The sequence below is a fragment of the Pullulanibacillus pueri genome, from assembly GCF_014639255.1.
Lineage (GTDB): Bacteria > Bacillota > Bacilli > Bacillales > Sporolactobacillaceae > Pullulanibacillus > Pullulanibacillus pueri.
Window position 1 is genome coordinate 21,804 of sequence record NZ_BMFV01000030.1, and the last position, 14,218, is coordinate 36,021.

Genomic DNA, 14,218 nt, shown 5'->3' on the forward strand with positions numbered 1-14,218 from the left:
TCCATTAGGAGGAGACCTTTTCAATTTCTAAGACTAAAGTCCGAGCGGTGTTCTACCTCTTAAGAATGATTTTTCTTAGAGATAAAATCATTCTCTCTTCCGATGTGTTTAAATGTTCTGTCATTTAAGATGAAGAGGAACAATAAAGTTTTGGAAGGAGAAAAAACATGTTTAATCCTATGGATTATGAGGTAATAATTAAAGAACGGAAAAACCAACTTGACATAATCACTCGAGGTGCTTGGCACTTTGAGCAAAACTTTAAGCAGATGAAGCCTTTTAAACCTTTCCGTAAAATGAAGTATCTTGAGACCTGCAAAGAGTGCTTGAGCGCTTGATTTGTTTGACGTCTCAGAAGTATGACTTTTAGTCCTTGTATAAGGAAATGACCCAACCCCCTATTGTGTCATTTCACCCCCTAATTGACCGTGTGCCTACGCATGCGGTTTTTTTCTTTGAGTATTTCTAGGACATAAGCCTTACGACGTTGAAGGAAATTCCGACGTCAATTCGATTGGCTTTGGCAGCTCATACCTTACTATATTTAGTGTTTAACAACCGCTTCTGCAGAATACATCGCTTTCCGTGGGCACGGCCTCAGCTAACTTTGGAGTCAGTTTTTTGGTGCTCCAAAGTGGATCTTCGGACGTGTCCTGTTCCCACTGGAGTCTGCGTATTCTGCCTACGATATGAAAGGAATATCTTATTTGAATAAATGACTTGTCGAACGGCTGACATCGGTTACAATGGAAATAAGAGCCTGTAAGAGAGGGCGAGTGAAGGAGGGACTCTGAGGTGTTGGAGCTTAGACCTGTTCAAACACAAGTACAGCAATTGAAAATGACGACCGAACTGCGTCAGGCGATTTCGCTTTTGCAATATTCCACTCAAGAGTTAGCGGAGTATATCAGAGAAATCTCCCTAGAAAACCCATTAATTGAATTAAATGAACCTAAACCGGACGTGCCGATGACTTACTCTGACCCCATAAGGGCAGCGGTACCAGATCTCAGCGAATTTGCAAGACAAAAAGAAGCAGGACTAGAGGAAGTCTTACTTCAACAAGTGCGTCTTCTTTCCTTAACGGAGGACCAGATGGAAAGGGTGACAACACTTATTTTTTATCTTGATCCTGACGGGTATTTTCGTGAGGATTTTCAAGAGCTTAGTCATGATTTGGGGTGCTCCCTTGAAGCAATTGAAGAAGCGTTAACGCTCATCCAAGAGTTAGAGCCGGCGGGGGTTGGGGCACGAAACTTGCAGGAATGCTTAACCCTTCAATATAAAAGATTGCATCCGCATGATCAGTTAGCTCAGCAGCTCATTATGCACCATTTAGAAGAAATAGCCAGTAGAGATCTTGAAGCCTTGGCTGAAAGATATGATATGACTGAAGAGACTATCGAAGAGATTCTCGCGTGTATTCAAACCCTTAATCCTAAGCCGGGGTTACTTTATGAGACGGAAGCCCCTGTGTATATTCGAGCGGATGTCGTTGTAGAAGCCACAGGCGAGGGCTATGAGGTTCGTTTAGTGGAGGATCTCCTGCCTACCATCCATTATAACTCCCAATATCAGCATTTATTTTCCGATCGAGAGGCTCTTCACTTTCTAAAGCCCAAATATAAAGAGATGCTGTGGTTAAAGAAAAGCATCGAGCAGCGTCAGAGTACTTTACTAAAAATAAGTAAGACCATCATGGATCAGCAGGTCCTCTTTTTAGCAAAAGGCCCACATTATATTGCGCCCTTAACTTTAAAGGAAATTGCCGAAATATTGGGGATACATGAGTCCACTGTCAGTCGAACGGTAAGAAACAAATATATCCAAACGCCACAGGGTGTTTTTGAACTCAAGCATTTTTTCTCATCTCGCATTCATACATCAGCGCAAACAGACCTATCCTCAACGAGCGTGAAGAAGATGCTACAAGAGATGGTTGAACAAGAGGATAAAAAGAATCCTCTAAGTGATCAAGGCATTGTTCAAAACTTGAAGAGGACTTTTGGCATCGAAATTTCTCGACGCACGGTTGCTAAGTACCGACAAGTCATGAAGATTCCGTCGTCATCCAAACGAAAACAATAAGACATCAAGGAGAGAGCAACGGTAATCAGATAGATTAAGCTCGATGATAGACTTCTAGAGTTGCGCTTTTTTTCTCTTCGTTTGATAATAATAGAAGATTCATAGTGTGACAGGGGTTGACAGAGTTATGGAGAATGCTCAAGAGGGGTTGATTTATAAGATGAGTAAAGGTTCAATTGAGGCCTTTGATCAATTTTATGAGCTCCATTCCCCTTATGTATATGGTATTGCACTAAAAATGGCCAGGAACGCTAGCGAAGCAGAGGATTTATGCCACGACGTTTTTGTGGAAGTCTTTCGTTCCGCTGAACAATTTGATCCTTCTAGGGGCAGTGTTAGGGCATGGCTTGCCATTAAAACGAAAAGTCGCTACCTCGATCGGCAAAGAAAAGTCAAAAGATCAAGAGATTACCTTGATCGTGTAGAATCCATTGACCAAGAACCAGCAACAGATGAATTGGTCTTAAGGCAGATTGATCGTGAGCAGGTACTCAGCGCCCTTAAAGAACTTCCTGAAAGTCAGAAGAAGGCTGTTTATGGGAAGTATTTCAATTATCAGACACAAAAAGAATTAGCGGCACATTTGGACAAGCCCATTGGAACGATCAAGTCCTTATTGCGCTACGGTTTAAATAATTTAAGGAAAGAGCTTATCAAACTAGGTTGGTCACCATTATCTGGAGGCGATCATCGTCGTGAGCGCTAAGTGTAAATGGAGAGAAGAAACCATCATTGATGTCATTTTAGGAGAAACCAACAGTAGTCAAAAGGAAGCTTTTGTTGAGCATTTACCGCGGTGTCAAAACTGTCAGCTTTTATACCACCGTTGGCAAGCCTTATTGTTGAATAATAAGGAAGAAAATTTAAGATCATCCATTGATTTAAGAGGAAAAATTTATCGTAGCCTCTTAGTCATGATTGGGCGCAGAAGGTATTTCGGAAAACCGTTATTGATCTTTTCCTTTGTTGGGGTTCTTTTAATTTCGGGTTTCTTACTAGGGCGAATGACCACATCACCATTCGAGTCGCCGGTTTCACCTATCGCCCTATCAACGGATAACGTTGAGGACACTAAGCAAAAAACAAGAGGCCCTGCATTACCAGCTTCGTACCAAGTGCTTTCGATCCATCATCAAAAAATGGATGGCTATGTTTGGCTAAATCGAGAGACCAAAGATATTTTGATATTTTTAAGTGGGTTACGCCCACTTAAAGACAAAGATTATCAAGCTTGGATTGTTTCGGAGGATAATGATAAACAAATTGGGGGCCTTTTGCAGATGAGTGAAGGCATGGGGCATGTCTATGTTCATAAGCCGGGTGTGGCCAAGGTGCGAAAGCTGATTATTAGTGTAGAGCCCCGGGGAGGCAGTCGCTTCCAAACAGGACCTGAAACGGTGAATCTTGATCTTTCAACAGCCGATCAATTTTAGGGCATTGGGGACAAAAAAGGGTCGATTTTTCTGCTGAAGAAATCATTAAGGAGGATAACTGAAGTTGGTGGTTTGAAGAAAAGGATGCTTATATGCGGTTCCAATGTTTTCAATTGTCACGAGATAAACATTGTGAGGGATGATATGAGGCCAAACGGTTTAAACTATCCATGACAATATTTGGTCATGGAGGGGTCAAAATAATCATGAAGAAAATCACAATAGGCATGATCCTCTTGGCATGTATCCTTTCATTCCTTCATTCGTCTTCGGATGTAAAGGCAAAGGAAATATCCAGGGGAAAATATGAAGTGACCTTAAAAAATAATAAAGGAAATGCCATAGGCAAAGCCTTGCTCGTGCAAACGAATAATGGTGTTCTTGTGCAAGTGAAAGCTTCTGGACTAGATCCTGGCTTCCATGGCATCCATTTTCATGAGGTTGGCAGATGTGAGGGGCCAGACTTTTCAAGTGCAGGAGGTCATTTTAATCCCTTTCAAAAAGAACATGGACTTAAAAATCCGAAAGGGTCTCATGCAGGTGATCTCAATAATATCACTGCTGATGCTCAAGGGATAGTGAATACCACCTTTATTACTCGGCGAGTGACCTTGAAGAAAGGTGAAAAGCACTCACTTTTTGATCTGGATGGCTCGGCGCTGATTATTCATGCCAAAGCGGATGACCAGATGTCTAATCCTTCAGGAAACTCTGGTGACCGAGTGGTCTGCGGCGTCATTAAGAAATAATATCTGTTTAAGGGCCCAAGGATTTTGGGTCTTTTTTGTGTAATCAGCGTTTATAAATGGAATGGATGATGTTGGCCTCTTCAGCCTACTGATTTTCCGAGTGACCACAAGACTTAAAAGAACTTCTTAAGAGAATCTTCTTTAAGATAATCTACTTAGAAATGAAACTGCCCCGCCTAAACGCGTGATTTAGAAATTGCAGATATGTTATAGTGAATAAGTACATTATCCAAAAGGAGAAAATGACAGTGGGAAACTTAGAAAGGCTGCAAATTCTCACAGAGATTGTCAGCGAATTTAAGACAGCTATTTTGATGGATAAAGAGCCTGACAAAACAGGTAGACTCGTTTTAGAAGTCATTCAGGAGGCTGGGGATGATGAGTTATCCGACTTCGTGTTAAATGCTTATCTGAAGCTTGTGAATCCACAAACTGCCGTTCAGTATTTGGACAAAGCCCGCGATTATTTGTATAGCAAAATAGACCAATTAATGAATTAAGAAGAGGCCGGGATAAAAGGATATAAGCCAAAGGGAAAATCGAACGATTTTGTCGTTCGGTTTTTCCTTTGGACGTAAGGTTGCTCCGTCAAAACACTTCGTTTTCCGCGGGCACGGTCTCAGCTCACTCAGGAATGAAATAGTTATCCCGAGTAGATCTTCAGCCCATGCAATTTTCACAGGAGTCTACGTATTTTGACTACGCTTTGTGTTTGCGTATGGCACTTACTCATTTGTAAAAATTTGATTGTCCGTCTTTTGACTTGGCCCATTTCGTTATGTCTCAATCTCTTTTCAGTCCAAAGTCCAAGCTCCCTTTTTGGGGAGCTTTTACTTATTCAGCTAATAAGGTGAGTCCACCATCAACTAATAAGGTTTGACCTCGAATCATGGAAGCAGCAGGTGTTGTTAGAAAGTATACGGCTTCTGCAAGATCATGGGGTTCAACAATGCGTCCTGCAGGATTGCGTTTTTTGGCCTGCTCTAATAATTCTTCACGATTAGGAAAGTGGGTTAAAGCTTCTGTATCAACAGCGCCACCAGAAACAGCATTCACTACAATGTTCATCGGTGCAAGCTCGACGGCGAGATAACGTGTGATAGCTTCTACCGCAGCTTTAGAGACACCAACCGCTACATAATTTGGAAGCACTCGGATCGAGCCAATACTGGAAACAGCGACCATTGCGCCACCGCCTCCTTTATCCATAAGCTTAGCGGCCTGTTGAGCGGCAAATAAATAAGCTTTGGCGTTAATATCTTGAGTCCAGTCCCAGTGGCTTTCTTCAATCTTCATAAGGGGACGAAGCACACCTGAGGCGGCGTTATTAATGAAAACATCTAAGCGGCCAAAAGCGGCTTTTGTTTCTGCGAATAATTGCTTAATATTCTCTAGATCGGCCACATTGGCCTTGACGATATGGACGCGAATGTTGTATTTTTCTTCAAGTTCGTTTTGAGTCGCCTCGGCATTGCTCTTTTTTCTCATAAAATTAAGGACAAGATCGTAACCTTCACTCGCGAATTTCTCAGCAATCGCCTTGCCAATCCCTCGCGTACCGCCAGTAATTAATGCAACTTTATTACTCATTCAATCAACACTCCTGATCTATATTGGTAATGACTTACTCTACTATACAATATTAAAGCTTAACCTACACGTAGGCCGTCAGATCAGACAATGGCAGACATCGTGGCAAAATAGGCACTCGCTAAAAACCCAAGCGCCATCAGTAGCGAAACCAGCCTAGGCGAGCTTTTTATAACACTTGAAGCCATCATAATGAGGAAGAGAAGACTAAAGCCAATAAAAATGAGACTGGTGGGTGTCCAGCTAAAATGAACACTAAAATCACTTGGCACTTTACTTTGATAAATGACTGTAAAGAGTGGGCTAGGTCCATATAAATTAATATACTGCTCAGGCTGATGGGGAGGGGGCTGCTGCCCCATAAACGCCGTAACTGCAAAAATGAAAAGGATAACGATACTCTCCACTCTAGCCCATTTTATAGACTGATATTTTTTGAGCCTTTTCCCTAGAAAGCCATTAAAAAGGGCGTACAGAAGTAATGGAATAACAAGTATATGCTTAATTAAAAGTGCCTGTCCATAATTTGAAAAAAGTCCTTGCTTATACTGGGTTATGGTACTTGAAACAGAATGGTCGAGGGGTTTGGCAATATCAATATTCATCGTCAGCAGTCCAGCAGCGATGACGACAATGACGGAAACAATGGCAAGGGGTGTATACCACTTTAGAAAGCTCAGCCAATTCGTATTTCCCAAACCTTGAGTAAACCAAGCGGCCACCAAAAGACACCCTCCCCAAACAGCAACCGCCAATAGATGCATAAAATGAGCGGCAAATCCTGTGTAATTGAGCAATGAGGAAGCATGTCCCGCACGGGCGTAGCCAGCAATTAATAAGATGCACAAGACGACACCAATCTTTGAAAGAAAGGGGTCATTTTCGAGCGTGTTGAAGTAAATGAGGCCAAACAATAACAACGCCATGGCTAAAGTAAAGAGCCAAGCTTGCCCGACCTCAAAGACAAAGATGACATTCTTAAAACTCACCCAAAGTCCAATGCCGTCTGCCATGACAATAATTGTATTGACAATGGGGGCAAAGGATAGAAGTCCCGTACCTGCAGTCGCCCACAATAATAGGCGCTTGGAAATGAAGAAGCTGGGCCGCTTCTCCACAGAGAGACTATAAAATATAAGAGTTCCCATTAACAGGCAAAGGCATATGTATAACAGAAATTCGGTAATCCAAACAATAACCATTGGGTTCCCCCCTGTCTTTACTCACTTCTTTTCTGGGAAATAAAAAATAACCCGACAATAATGAGAACGGTTAAAATAATAACCATAATAATGTAGAGCGTGGACGAACGGTTTTCTTGATTATCCTGTGCAGGAGCTGAACCGTTTTCACCAGAATCGCCGGCTGCACTCTCATTTGATGCTTTGATATCCGAGGGCTTTGGAGCGGGTTGGTTAACTCCAAAAGTCATGTAGCCATGGACTTTATGCGTATCAATCCCTACAAGATGCCAATATAATTTGTACTGACCACTCTCTAGAGGTTTTTTTGTTAATAAGGTCACTTTTTTCTCTTTAATAATCGGTTTTTCTAATGCGTATGTATGACCTTCTTGGTCAGTGAGCGTGAGGTCTACAAACTCTTCAACAGCTGCACCAAAATTTAAGGTAATGGCTGATACAGGCTCGTCCACTTCTCCACCTTGTTTTGGTGTACTACTCACCAATTCTGAGTGAGCAAAACCAACCTTTGGGAGGAAGAGACCTATAAATAATAGAGCAATCAATAGTGATGATTTTTTTAACATAGTAACCTCCCTTTTCTCATAACGTCAGAAAGTACAACTTTATGGTAGACCTTATAAGTGCAACTTTGGCTTGGCGACAACCTTAGTGTGTGTGAGCGAAAGTGCGTACACCAGGCTGTCCTTAGCGAAGTGGTGAAATATAAGCCTCGTTTCCTTAAGTTGCAACGCCTTGTTTTGAATACTCTCTTATCTTTTAATATTCACTCTTACTTTATCATAGAAAGACGTGAAATACAGCGATAGATATACTATCGCTGCAGGAGAGTTGATTTTATTTTCTTCTAAATAAAGTGAATAAGAGCGCAAAGACCCCAATTACAAGAGCAATTATAGAAAGATAGAGTGGCCATTGATTGGCTGATGTTTCTTGATTAGTGTCATCGGTTGATGCGCTGGCGACAACTTTAGTGACTGAGGCAGGATATTCTGAGTCTTCGGGTCCAATCCATTTAACAACACTGCCATCTGAATACGTTTGATAGGCTTTCCAAGTAATGGTTTTGGCATCTTTGTTAACATGTGCCATCACATTAAATTCGTCAAATTGAGCAGGAAGTAATCCTTTGCCGTCTGCAGTCCATGTGACTTCTGTTATTTTTCCATCCGCATTCGTTTTTGTTTCATAGGTCCAGCCTGTTTTGGGCTGAAAGGATGAAACATCCACTGAGTTAGATATAACCACTCTTACTTTGGTGGTAGGAATATCCTTTTCAGTAGGGACTCTTACAGTGAATTTTTCAAAGCTGTCTGGTGCGACTTCGTAAGGTTGGACCTTTACATGGGCACTCGCAACGCCTGAAATAAGAAAGACGCTGAATAAAAGAATAGGAATCAGAGTGAATAATTTTTTCATTTTTTAATTCTCCTTTTAGGTTACTTGATTTTAAATACTGTGATGGTCTTATTCAAGACAGTATAATCATCATGTTGATTAAGGATTTGCACCTCAATCTCATATTTTCCAGAGTGTGGAAGGTAAGGACCGGAAGCTTGGTAAGCCAATGGGTTTGTGGCTTGCTTAGTGTGACTAGCTGTCTTTAAAGGTATTTCCAGTGGCGTACCGTTTTGCACGTCTTTTACGACTAAATGCACCTCTTGAATTTCTTGATGAGGGTCCGTAACCGTTAACTCAAAAGTATTTTCCACTCCAGGGTTCTTAGGTGCTAAAGTGAGATCGACCGAAAAGTGATGTTTTGTTGCCTGCCAATCGAGCGGCTCGTTACTTGGAAAAGGACTCATATGGGTCAAGAAACCGACAATGAAGACAATCGATAGCATCATAATGAGATCCACTGCAAACCACTTCGAAAATGAAGAAAAATGGCTCATATTTATACGCTTTCGGACGATTGAAGCAATGATAACGACCAGAAGAACAATAATAACTTTAAGCATCAAAAGCTTTCCCCATGAACTCTCTATAATAGCGCTGATATGGGGAAGAAAGAGTAAAGTTGAGACAATTCCTGTAAGAATAAGAACAATGATACTGATGAAGGCTCCTTTTGAGAAAAAGGGGAGAAACCCTTCAAGACTCTTCTTATTCACACGAATATGAGAGACGATGTAGATTAATCCACCGACCCAAAAGGCTGCCGCAATCAGATGAAGGGCATCTAAAACAACTGTTAAAGGTGCTGGTGAAAAAGTGACCGCGTGTCCACTGTATGATTCAATGAAAAGAAAAGCGATAAACCAAAGACTATCTAGCCAGCGATTTCTTTGTAAAAGAAAGAGACCAAGTATAGCCAAAATTACTCTTAGACCTGCAACAATACCTGTGCTTGTATGCAAGAAAAAATCAGTCAATTGCCGCGAATCGATGCCAGAAGTTGACGCCAAGAGCTCAGATAAGCTTAAAAGAATACACACAAATGAGAAGAAATAGCTTAAACTCATAAACCAAGAGCGTCTCTGTTCCTTAATAGAGAGTGGCCGTATTATCCCTATAAGAAGCCAGCCAAGGATGGCTAGAAAGAAAAAATAGTAGAATCCATTTAAGAGATAGGATTGTAGGCCACCGTGCTGATGTTCATTTGTAATGGATGGCGCTGCCTGGCCAGACGCTGAGGCTTGGCCGACCGTAAAGTGGTAGGAGGCCTCAACAGGATGGCTATCTGCTGAAATAACATGGTAGACCACAGTGTAGGTCCCCTGAGATAGCAAAGGCAACTTTACAGATAGTTCTTTATGATTGATTGATAGTTTTGTTGTTTTCTTGGACACTTGATGACTCTCTTGGTCGTATACTTTTATATAATAAAGCTCGTCTTGTAGGCGTTCATTAAATGTTAGTCTGATCTCTTCGGGCGCTTTTTGTAAATGGGCATTTTCCCCAGGTGTTGCTTCAAGTAAAACTGCGTGAGCACTCGCCTGCTGAGAAAAAACGAAACAGAGCAAAATAATAATGAAACCGAAGATCTTCTTATTAATGGTCAACGCACCTCCCTTATGATGAGATGATGAGTATGTACTGATCAGTATGTGTTATAAGTAAACATTTTATAACATCCCTCAACAGCTATTCTATAATAATTTTATAGTGATAGCCTTTGAAAGAATGAATAAAAGGTGACAAATATGGTAGAGGATAAGATGTAAAAGTGTAATAGGTCATGGTATGCTATAACAATGAATTCCTTTAGAACTTGCAGATATGAATAAAGGTGGAGAGAACAAACATGTTACCGATTGAACGTCAACAACGTATAAAAACCATGATTCAATCCAAGCAACATATGAAAATAGCAGAATTAAGCGAGCGCCTTGGCGTTTCTGAGATGACGATCCATAGAGATTTAAAGCCTTTAATAGAAGAAGGGCTGATTATAAAAACCTTTGGAGGGATTACGCTCCTTCCTAACCCTGGTGAGAAAAAGGAACAACATGAGGTTTGTGTTTTGTGTCGCCGACCCTACAATGAACGGAGCAGTTATCGCCTGATTTTACCCAATCATGCGATCGAGGTGGCTTGTTGTCCCCACTGCGGATTGCTCAGACACTATCAGTTGGGAGATAAAGTGATTCAAGCGATTTGTTATGACTTTTTACGACACACGACGATTAGCGCGCCACTAGCATTCTTTGTCATGGAGACTTCTTTAGATACAGGGTGCTGTAACCCACAGGTTTTGCCTTTTGAGTATCAAGACCATGCAGAAAAGTTTATCAAAGGTTTTGGAGGCCAAGTTTATCGCTTTGATGAAGTGGGTGAAGCCTTGCAGCGCAAAATGCAAGCTCAAGAACAGCATCACTGTCATGAATGAGAAAAAACTTATAAAAAGAGGGTTAATGCTTAAACATTCTTTGCTCCTCCTGCATAGGATACGGTAGTGCAATGTGGGATGGGGGTGTGTAATGTTGGATAAAGAGGAAAGAGAAGCGCGACAGAAGGAGTTTACATTATACTTAATCCTGTTTATTCTTTTAGTCATTGTGGGCGCCATTGGTTATCAAAACCAAACTCAAAGACTGTCTTCGCCTTATGATGATCATATTTATCCAGCTAAGGGTATGGGTAATTTCAATCCTGACCCCTTTGTCCCTTTTGGCTATGGAGGGAATGCGGGTTCAGGATATGTTCCAATGCAACCTTTGGGATATGGCTATGTGGAACCAGCGAGAAATGGACCCATGTATCCGATAGCGCCTTATAGTTGGTTTTAATAAGGATTAACGTGAATGTTAATCTATATAGAGTGAACGGATTTGAAGGCTCTGGTGATGCAACCAGAGCTTTCTTTAACGAAAGTTTAAAGTTCTGGTGTTCAGGACGGTGTGAATTCCGCACCAATCCACTTATTGCTGACGGTTATGGGTAGGAAAAACTTTCAGTACCTTAATAAGAAACGGGCATGTTTTTCTTTAATTTTGCGGAAGACCTTATAAGAGCAACTTTTGCTATTAAGGTTTGGTGACAACTTTAATGTGTGAAGGCTATTTAGGAAATGATAAAATGATCGATTTGTGGATAACTGTTCTATAAAAGTTTATAGATAATTGAGGAGATAGGGGATGGGCAGGCGGTGTAGGTCCCTCATGATGCTCTTTGAATCCTTATTTTTTGATCCAAACTGAAAACGGGCTTCATCGCCTCACTTTTGTGTGCTCATATATTCAGCTTAGCCACCCAGTGATGTCTAAGTAAAACGGAGAATAAAGCGCTTCGTTCTATACATTTACAAATAATTTGTTAGACTATAAAGAGATGATTTTATATGTATGGGAGAAGATCGCTTTATGGGAAGATTGACTTTATCATCCTTTCAATGGATGGTTTTTATTTTGGCAGGGGTTATTGTTGCGCCTGTCTCCGTAGCCTTTGCTTATGGTTTTTCTGCTGACCAAACTGCAGAACTTTTGCAGCGCACTTTTTTTGTCATGGGATTAACGTCCTTACTGCAAGGTCTTTTTGGCCATAAGCTTCCGTTAATGGAAGGGCCTGCGGGTCTCTGGTGGGGCGTCTTTTTGGCCTATGCCGGTGGAGCCACTGTGGCTGGGGATCAAACTGCGATATTAAGTAGTTTAGTCTTAGGCCTTTTTGTTTCTGGACTATTATTTATTATCCTGGCTGCCTTGAATTTAATTGATCATGTTAAGAAGCTTTTTACACCAACGATTATTGGGACTTATTTAATCCTTTTAATTTTGCAGTTGAGTGGTCCGTTTGTCGAAGGCATTTTAGGGGCTGAAGGTGGCACGATTAATGGGAAGGTGGCGATTTGTGCATTGATTACCCTTGTGATCGCGATTGTCTTTTCACAGCTTCGAATTGCCTTTTTCAAAAATTACTCTGTCTTATTAAGCTTGGTCATTGGTTGGGTCCTCTTTGCGGTGATGGGGATTGCCGGTCACAGTACAGCAGGACAGCCCGTGTTTTCTGTTCCTCATTGGTTTGCATGGGGGAAGCCTACGTTTAATCTTGGCGTCGTCATTACAGCGATTTTAACGGGCTTGCTGTTGCTCACTAACCTTATTGCCAGTGCCGATGCCGTCAAGCAAGTGGTTCAGCCCGAGAAGGATGAAAGTTTAAGAAGAACCAGTTTTATTATGGGACTTAATCAGATCTTATCAGGACTCTTTCCAACAATAGGTGGCGTCCCTATTTCCGGATCAGCGGGTTTTATTTTAACCACAAGAATTAAGGATCGACTTCCGTTTCTTATCGGCTCCTTGATCATTCTCATCCTCAGCTTTTTTCCAGTAATCATGGGATTCTTTGCTGCATTGCCGGCTCCTGTAGGCTACGCGACTTTATTTATTTCGATGGCTGGGATTATTGGATTAGGATTGCAATCATTAAAAGGTGAATTACATAATGAAAAGAAGGTTACTGTTGTATGTCTTTCAATTATGGCAGGTACAGGTATCTTATTATTACCTCAATCCGCATTACAAGGATTACCGAGCGTCCTCTCATCGCTATTGCATAATGGATTAGTTGTTGGTGTTGTCATTGCTGTGATCCTCGACCAACTCATCGGGAGAGCACCCAAACGCTCAGAAATAAACAATCGTTAAGGTTAAAAGTTTCTTTAATTGGGGAATATATGTATAAAAGCTACGAGATGGGAGTGGGTTGATGGTTATTGTATGGTCAAGTCTTGGACTCGTGCTACTAGCAATCATTTGGTTCATCATACAAGTGATTTCTGGAGCTAAGAAAATGAAGTCAACGATAGTCGAGGTTTCTAAAAAAGCGGAGCAATTACGTAAGGATAGTGAATCCATTATTAAGCATCAAGAACGTCTCCAAGATACTGCCTCAGCACTACTAGAGGATATAGATGAAAAAAAACAAGCGATTCAATTTACGCAACAGCAGACTCATCAATTTATCAGACAGGTTCAAGATTCAAAAGAGCGTGTCACTCAAGCGTTTAAATTTAAGGGCATAGAAAAATATAAAATTTAGAGCAGTGAAAAGTCTCACTGCTCTCTTTTTTAAAGGTGCTTTGAAGATGTATTCAAAGATCGAGATCATGTTGCTGGTCACTTACTCAAGATTCCTGACTGCCCTTTCGAACGATAGTCGGGTGAACAGCGATATCAACATTCCCTTTAAGGGCTTTGGCAATCATACAGTATTGATCGACTGAAGCGATAACTTCTTGTGCTGCTTTGAAGGTATCTTCAGTGGCCTGATCTTCTAGCGTAAGAATGGGGTAATGTGTAATGGACTGGAAGTGGAGTCCACCTTCTTCGGATACGATACCTTCAGATTGAATACTCACCGATTCGAAAGGGATAGAATAGGCATTTAAATGAATGCCTAAAGTCATTAAGTAACAAGACTGAACAGCGGCAATCAAAAGTTCATCAGGATTAGTACCAATACCTTGTCCATCCATTGAGGGGGCTAAAGAGATATCAGTGTCTAATCCGTTAGAGGTGATATGTCCTGTACCTTGGCGCCCACCTTGCCACTGTCCTCTTACTGTAAAAGTATAGTTTTTCATCTAATGATCTCCTTTTCTTTAGGAAGGCAATGATGAGAGTTTTTTAGTTATTGCCAGATTTTTAAGAGATGTCCTTGTTGTCATAGATTTAAATGTCTTACCCGGCTTTATTTTAGCATTGTTAATCGCCTG

Annotated in this window: 15 protein-coding genes; 9 read left to right on the top strand and 6 right to left on the bottom strand. The window is 41.2% G+C overall.

Translation table 11 applies throughout. The features are described from left to right. Positions 1 to 795 precede the first annotated feature (795 nt). From rpoN to IEV91_RS16285, 5 genes are all read left to right on the top strand, one after another. Complete coding sequence (gene rpoN / locus IEV91_RS16265; protein ID WP_188498487.1) at positions 796 to 2,088, top strand: RNA polymerase factor sigma-54; 1,293 nt, start codon at positions 796 to 798, stop codon at positions 2,086 to 2,088. A gap of 127 nt (positions 2,089 to 2,215) precedes the next feature. Further along, positions 2,216 to 2,794: an RNA polymerase sigma factor gene (locus IEV91_RS16270; RefSeq protein ID WP_188498488.1), complete on the top strand. Its 579-nt coding sequence runs from the start codon at positions 2,216 to 2,218 to the stop codon at positions 2,792 to 2,794. Further along, the gene (locus IEV91_RS16275; protein ID WP_188498489.1) at positions 2,784 to 3,521 is read left to right on the top strand and encodes an anti-sigma factor; all 738 of its coding nucleotides are present in this window, start codon (positions 2,784 to 2,786) and stop codon (positions 3,519 to 3,521) included. Before IEV91_RS16270 ends, IEV91_RS16275 begins: the two co-directional genes overlap by 11 nt. A 206-nt stretch (positions 3,522 to 3,727) precedes the next feature. Then, positions 3,728 to 4,270, top strand: coding sequence for a superoxide dismutase family protein (locus tag IEV91_RS16280; RefSeq protein WP_188498490.1), 543 nt, complete (start codon positions 3,728 to 3,730; stop codon positions 4,268 to 4,270). A 248-nt stretch (positions 4,271 to 4,518) separates the two neighbouring features. Further along, positions 4,519 to 4,770, top strand: coding sequence for a hypothetical protein (locus IEV91_RS16285; RefSeq protein WP_188498491.1), 252 nt, complete (start codon positions 4,519 to 4,521; stop codon positions 4,768 to 4,770). Positions 4,771 to 5,104: 334 nt separating this feature from the next. On the opposite strand, the gene fabL is transcribed toward IEV91_RS16285, so the two are convergent. The 5 genes from fabL to IEV91_RS16310 all read right to left on the bottom strand — a co-directional run bounded on the left by fabL (position 5,105) and on the right by IEV91_RS16310 (position 10,067). After that, a complete protein-coding gene (gene fabL / locus IEV91_RS16290) occupies positions 5,105 to 5,860 on the bottom strand; it encodes an enoyl-[acyl-carrier-protein] reductase FabL (protein WP_188498492.1) in 756 nt (251 codons plus the stop codon). 83 nt (positions 5,861 to 5,943) lie between these two features. Next, positions 5,944 to 7,062, bottom strand: a complete 1,119-nt coding sequence (locus tag IEV91_RS16295; RefSeq protein WP_188498493.1) for a CopD family protein — start codon at positions 7,060 to 7,062, stop codon at positions 5,944 to 5,946. A gap of 17 nt (positions 7,063 to 7,079) precedes the next feature. Beyond that, positions 7,080 to 7,628, bottom strand: a complete 549-nt coding sequence (locus tag IEV91_RS16300; protein ID WP_188498494.1) for a copper resistance CopC family protein — start codon at positions 7,626 to 7,628, stop codon at positions 7,080 to 7,082. Positions 7,629 to 7,899: 271 nt separating this feature from the next. Then, on the bottom strand, positions 7,900 to 8,481 hold the full coding sequence (locus IEV91_RS16305) for a YcnI family copper-binding membrane protein (protein ID WP_188498495.1): 582 nt from the start codon (positions 8,479 to 8,481) through the stop codon (positions 7,900 to 7,902). A 20-nt stretch (positions 8,482 to 8,501) separates the two neighbouring features. Next, a complete protein-coding gene (locus IEV91_RS16310; RefSeq protein WP_188498496.1) occupies positions 8,502 to 10,067 on the bottom strand; it encodes a copper resistance CopC/CopD family protein in 1,566 nt (521 codons plus the stop codon). A 242-nt stretch (positions 10,068 to 10,309) separates the two neighbouring features. Between IEV91_RS16310 and IEV91_RS16315 the strand changes: the two genes are divergently transcribed. The 4 genes from IEV91_RS16315 to IEV91_RS16330 all read left to right on the top strand — a co-directional run bounded on the left by IEV91_RS16315 (position 10,310) and on the right by IEV91_RS16330 (position 13,542). Continuing rightward, positions 10,310 to 10,894 (top strand): DeoR family transcriptional regulator, encoded by a 585-nt coding sequence (locus IEV91_RS16315; RefSeq protein WP_188498497.1) that lies wholly within the window; start codon positions 10,310 to 10,312, stop codon positions 10,892 to 10,894. A gap of 91 nt (positions 10,895 to 10,985) precedes the next feature. Further along, positions 10,986 to 11,294 (top strand): hypothetical protein, encoded by a 309-nt coding sequence (locus IEV91_RS16320; RefSeq protein ID WP_188498498.1) that lies wholly within the window; start codon positions 10,986 to 10,988, stop codon positions 11,292 to 11,294. Between the two features lie 573 nt (positions 11,295 to 11,867). Continuing rightward, positions 11,868 to 13,148 carry a purine/pyrimidine permease gene (locus IEV91_RS16325; RefSeq protein ID WP_188498499.1) on the top strand — a complete coding sequence of 427 codons (1,281 nt, stop codon included), beginning with the start codon at positions 11,868 to 11,870 and terminating at the stop codon, positions 13,146 to 13,148. Between the two features lie 61 nt (positions 13,149 to 13,209). Further along, positions 13,210 to 13,542, top strand: coding sequence for a hypothetical protein (locus IEV91_RS16330; RefSeq protein WP_188498500.1), 333 nt, complete (start codon positions 13,210 to 13,212; stop codon positions 13,540 to 13,542). Positions 13,543 to 13,627: 85 nt separating this feature from the next. Here the strand turns inward: IEV91_RS16330 and IEV91_RS16335 are convergent, their stop codons facing one another. Beyond that, positions 13,628 to 14,086 carry an OsmC family protein gene (locus tag IEV91_RS16335; RefSeq protein ID WP_188498501.1) on the bottom strand — a complete coding sequence of 153 codons (459 nt, stop codon included), beginning with the start codon at positions 14,084 to 14,086 and terminating at the stop codon, positions 13,628 to 13,630. Positions 14,087 to 14,218 lie beyond the last annotated feature (132 nt).